This window comes from Bartonella refiksaydamii (genome assembly GCF_902652675.1).
GTDB classification, from domain to species: Bacteria; Pseudomonadota; Alphaproteobacteria; order Rhizobiales; family Rhizobiaceae; genus Bartonella; species Bartonella refiksaydamii.
Map to the genome: position 1 here is coordinate 5,712 of NZ_LR736306.1, position 5,990 is coordinate 11,701.

The following is a 5,990-nucleotide window of genomic DNA, read 5'->3' on the forward strand; positions in this document are numbered from 1 at the left end:
TCCAGCACCACCACCAAAATAGCCAGCAACTACATTGCTCATGGAATAAAGTTGAGAACCATTAACCGCTTGATTCGATGTTTGGGTAAGCGCAGCATTACGAACACCAACAATAGCCCGCGCCTCATTAGAATTATTTGCAACGTCTATTACATAGCCTGCTTTTTTCGCACCAATTGTAATAGTCCCTAAAGAATCTTGCTTAACAAGACCGTCACCTGCCGCATTAGCGGCTACATTGTTAATCCTCTTATAAAGACCCGAGAGAGACTTATTTACGCCGTCAAATGCACCCCCGACATCACTATACAATCCAAAATTCATCCCACCTTTATCATCAAAAATTCCAATCGCAAAACGAGGGCCTCTAAAGTTTCCGTTTCTATCGTATCCAGCACCAGCGCCAAAAGCCTTTGCAATCCCAGTGCCAAGAGCATAATTATTTTCTACTATCGAGAGCGACATTGTATTAAACTGGCCGTAAATATTTCCGAGGTCAGAAGCTATTCTTGTAAACGCAGAACCAACATTTTTATATATCCTACCGTCAATTAAATAGCTTGGCGGAATACTTTTACGTACATTTGCACCAGCACCCAAATAATCTGATACATTGCCCCAAAGATCACAAGCAGAAACAGGAGAAGCATTTGATAAAAAGACAGCTACTGAAACCAATGAAAGTGTTTTAATAAAAGGGAATCGAGAAGGAGAGTGAAAATTTTTAACATTACTCACTGCTGGTGTTTCTGGTGTGATATATATTTTTTTCATAATAAATGCTCCAAGTTAAAAAAGACATTAAAAAGACATATTCTGCTGTTAGTGACTTCTGGCAGATGTTTCTTTTTCTGTTTTGTAAAAGGTTAGGGTTGTCATAGTGGGAAAAAGGACTATTTAAAGTGTCAATAGGGTTGTGATTGGCACTTGATCAGTAATCCGGTTAGTAAGGCTTTAGTTTTTTATGCCTTTAGGGGGGTTTTTCTGTTTTCAGAAAAGCCTTTGAATTTGAGGACGATAAAAAATGATATAAGAATAGAGAGAGCATGTTTGCGTCCCATTGTTGAGTGTTGTGTGTTTAAGAGGCAATAAAGTGTGTTTATTGCCTGATGGGTTGTGTTTTTGATGAGTGATTTAGGGTATTTCTATAAGATTATTGCACTTTTGTTGTAAAATAAGCGAGATATTCCCGAGCTTTAGAGTCGTGTCTCTCAAAGTGCTTTGGAATAAAGCGATGATGTTTGTATAAATTTTTCATAGTTCATCGCCCCCCCTTCCGCGAAGACTTTTTTAATGTTTCTTAACAAATTTTGTACCCCTCTATAGGATATTAAAAAAAATAGCAAGAGGAAAATTAATTTAATTTTCATATAATGAATTTTTTTATTCATGAAACTCTAAAGTTCATAGCCTCATTGTTTGCTCTGTAGGCTTTTATAGAGGTGCTGATGCATTATTGTATTTTAGATATCCCTGTTTTGATCAAAGTGAAATTGACTTCATCATTGCCACTGCTGCATACAGAAAAAATAATTAAAATAGTAAAAAATGGGATTCTTTAATTTCTTTAACCATATCTCCCCAATGGATATTTCTATTAATAAAATTATAAAACGTATATTTTTAAAATATTGTGCAATTATGCATTCTGTTAATTTATATGGAGACATCACTCTACATTTGTAATTTTTTGTTATTAATTCAGCGTAAAGTTCACTCCTGCGCTTAAACCCCAGTGACCTCTTGCACTTATGACAGATAGGTTAAAGCGAACGAATCCGTCCTCAGATGTATAACAAGCACCAATGGCAAATGCGGATTGACTGCGCCATGTACCTGTACCAAATGAAAGACTCAACTTCCCCAGTCTATCGTTATAACGCAAACTTTCCACATTTATTGTGCTACTGACTTTATCATCCGTGTATTTTTTAGCATCATCAATCACACTCTCTATCTACTGTTCGGTATGATCATACAATTACCCACTATTAACAGCTTCTTTCAAACCACCCTCAATGCAACCATTCGACGAATTATTCTAGGCTACCTCATTAATATGCTTGTTAATATTTGCCATACTTCCACTAACGCAATCAAACGCTTCTGCAACATTGTTGTAGCTCTTCTCATCCGCTATACTATCGCTCTTGAAGAGTGAAACATAGAATTTGGGGGATATCCATGCATCATCTTTACATCTAGCACCGCTTCCAAAATATGCTACAAGCTTATCACTCATCTAATAAAGCTGCGAAGCATTTATTGCAACGGTCGAGTTTTAAGTAGTCCCACCATCCGCAAAAAAGGTGATCTTGCTCTTAATCTCCTCTTCGCTATACTTGGCTACAAATGCATGATCACCCTCGCTCCAAGATAACAAATCCTGTGCTACAACCTGCAAAACATCCTTAATATGTTGATTGACATTTTTGATCTTCGCATTAAGACCTGTAAACGCACCACCTACATCATTAAAGACGGCCGTGCTTACCTGACCATCTTCAGAAACATGCGATAATTGATAGCTAGGCTGTGTAAAATTACTGTTTTTGAATATGAAGGAAAAGTACTCGACAAAAGTGTAACTATTGAGGATAAAGAATGTATCTTTTATGTAGGTGGGGATATAATTTCGTTCTACCTAAAGCCTCATAAAAAGTTTTCCTAAATCCTTTAATTCTGTCGCTATTTTATTTTCTAATGTAGATGTGTTTTACTATAGGTCTGTAGGTGTATGTTTTACATTTTTAGCAAAAATGGTTTGCCCCTGCCTAGTTAAGCAAGGGCAAATGAAAATGTCTTTAACTTATTGTATTTTCATTGTTAATTCAGTGTCATATTAAATCCTGCACCTACCCCCCAATGTCCACCTGAACTTGTTACCGACACATTAGAATGAATGTGCCCGCTTTCAGAAGTATAACCAGCACCAAAAGCAAAGGCAGATTGGCTACGCCATAGGCCGCTACCAAATGCAACACTCAATTTTCCAGGTGTTTCATTATAACGTAAGTTAGACGTTGCTAAACCAATGGCTGCGGCTTGTCTTGCCTCTTTCCGCACACTCTCAATACTATAGCTTAAAGCCTCAAACTTCCTATTGGTGTAGTTATTAGCACGTTCAACAGCATCATCTATAGCGTTAACAACGATATTGTTTACCCGCTGATCTGTGTAGTGCTTTGATTCATCAAGAATGATTTTCATCTGCTGTTGGGTGTAATCATGTAATTGCCCACCATTTACAGCTTCCTTCGAACCTGTTGCAATTTCACCATCAGCTACATTATCAATCATAACAGGCTCGCTGGCATCGCCACCTATTAACGTGACTTTATTGGTTTTTTTGCCGTTTTCATCTTTGTCATAGAAAACAACCCCATCAGAAAGATTGCTAACTGTATTTTCAATATTATCAACTTTTATATCAATATTGTGAACTGTCTCACCAAGATCCGTAACCGTACCTGAAATGTTGTCAACTCTGTCTTCAATATGCTTAATATCTTTCTCAACACCCGTTATACGTTCGTTGGTCTGCCAAAGTTGTCCACCATTAACTACGTCTTTTGAATCTTTTTCAATTTTACCATCAGCTACATTGATAATCTTACTCGCCTGACCGTTATGACTAGCATCATAAGCTCCTTTATCTTTATTCCAATGAAGGACATCTGAATCAATGTTGTTTTTGATCTCATCAATACGGTTATTTATGTTTAGCATCCCGCTATTAACACCACCAAAAGCATCAGCAACATTAGGATGCGTCTTTTCACTAATAGTGCCATCCGCATTTACTTGAGAAATAACAAAATTAGGTGCTGTCCATTGGCCATTCTCATATTTAGCACCACCACCGAAATAATTAGCAAGTTGATTGCTCATGAGATAAAGTTGGTTGCCCGTAATAGCATCTGTCGAACCTTTAGCAACCTCACCATCCAGAAGAAACTTAAGCTTGCTATTTGTCTTTTCTCCGTCTTTTTCATGACGTGCAACAAATGCTTGATCATCTCCGCTCCAAAGTAAAGCATCTTTAGAGATACCTTCAATCTTCTGATTAAACTCATTGGATACATTTGTAAGACGAGTATTTACGCTTTTGACATTCGCATTAAGCCCTGTCAAAGCTGAACCAACATCATAATAATTAGCCTTTGCTACCTGTCCATCTTCAACAATAACAGACAAACTATATTTGGGTCGTTTAAAGGCACCATCTTTGAACTCTGCACCACCACCAAAGTAATTTGCAATATCTCCAGATATTTTATTAATTTGGCTTCCGTTGATTGCATCACGTGATTCTTCAGAAATATCCCCATCTTTAACATTTAGGAGAGCAACAGGTTTTTTACCCTTCTCGCCGCCTAAAGTTACGCTACCATAATTAACAGTGCCATCAGCATTTTTATCATAGAGAACCGCAGAAGCACTTGCAGAATCAATATCTTTAGAAATTTTCTCTATACTTTTATCAAGTTGGTCTTTGTTAACAGCTTCATCACCATTTTCTGCTGCTTTAACACCAGAAATAGTCCTATCTGTACCTGATTTGTTTGCAATGTTAATTACAGTGCCACCCGTTTTCGCACCAATGGTGATAATATCTGTCTCCTCGTCTTGTTGCACAAGCTTGTTTTCTTTCATTTCAGTAATCTGATTCTGAATATTTGTGACAGAAGTATTCATACCTTCAAAAGCACCAGCAACATTTTTATAAGGCTTCCTGGAAATATAACCATCATGATCAATTTCATCAACGTGAAAAGTAGGAGCTTGCCATTTTCCCTTATCATTATATCCAGCACCACCACCAAAATACTCAGCAAATTGGTTACTCATAGAATAGATTTGGTTACCTGTAATGGCATCGGTTGAATCTTTAGCAATCTCTCCATCCAAAAGATACTTAAGCTTGCTGTTTGTCTTCTCCCCGTCTTTTTCATGGCGAGCAACAAATGCTTGATCATCTTTGCTCCAAAGTAAAGCATCTTTAGAGATACCTTCAATCTTCTGATTAAACTCATTGGATACATTTGTAAGACGAGTATTTACGCTTTTGACATTCGCATTAAGCCCTGTCAAAGCTGAACCAACATCATAATAATTAGCCTTTGCTACCTGTCCATCTTCAACAATAACAGACAAACTATATTTGGGTCTTTTAAAGACTCCATTCTCGAATGTCGTACCACCACCAAAGTAATTTGCAATATCTCCGGATATTTTATTAATTTGGCTTCCGTTGATTGCATCATGCGATTCTTCAGAAATTGTTCCATCTTTAACATTTAGGAGAGCAACTGTATCTTTAGTTTTACCGCCGCCAAAAGTCACACTGTTATAATTAACATTACCACTATCATCTTTATCGTAGAGAACTGCAGCAGCACTTGCTGTCTCAATATTTTTAGAAATATTCTCTATACTTTTATCAAGTTGAGCTTTGTTAACAGCTTCATTACCATTTTCTGCGTCTTTCACACCTGCGATAATTCGGTCTCCATCACTGCCTGCAATATCAATTTTTGTGCCACTTTTTTCCTTACCAATGGTGATAAGTTTTTGTTCTTCATCCCATTTAACAAGACTATTTTCTGTTATGTCGGAGATTTGATTGTGAATTGCGTTAAAAGAATTATTCACACCTTCAAAAGCATTAGCAACATCGTTATAGTCCTTCTTCTGACCAATGGTGCCATTCTCATTGAATTGGATTACTTTAAAAACAGGAGGGTGCCATTCTTTATCAGAATCATATCCAGCACCACCACCAAAATAACTAGCAATATCATTCACTGCATTGACTAAATGATGATTAACATTCCTGATATTCACATCAAGCCCTGACAACGCTGAGCCAACATCATTATATTCTCTCTGTTGCACCTCACTATTCGCATCAATAGTAGTTAAATTATATCTCGGTCTTTTAAAGACTCCATTCTCGAATGTCGTACCACCACCAAAGTAATTTGCAA

2 protein-coding genes and 1 pseudogene are annotated in these 5,990 nt (G+C 37.1%); all 3 read right to left on the reverse strand.

All coding sequences use genetic code 11. The features are described from left to right. Positions 1–774: pseudogene (locus GQO39_RS06045) on the reverse strand (hypothetical protein); the annotation flags it as partial. A gap of 922 nt (positions 775–1,696) precedes the next feature. Further along, positions 1,697–1,948 carry a YadA-like family protein gene (locus GQO39_RS09470; protein WP_198039421.1) on the reverse strand — a complete coding sequence of 84 codons (252 nt, stop codon included), beginning with the start codon at positions 1,946–1,948 and terminating at the stop codon, positions 1,697–1,699. Between the two features lie 878 nt (positions 1,949–2,826). Beyond that, the coding region (locus tag GQO39_RS08835) for a Vomp family autotransporter (RefSeq protein WP_198039422.1) at positions 2,827–5,990 on the reverse strand (3,164 nt) is incomplete at its 5' end.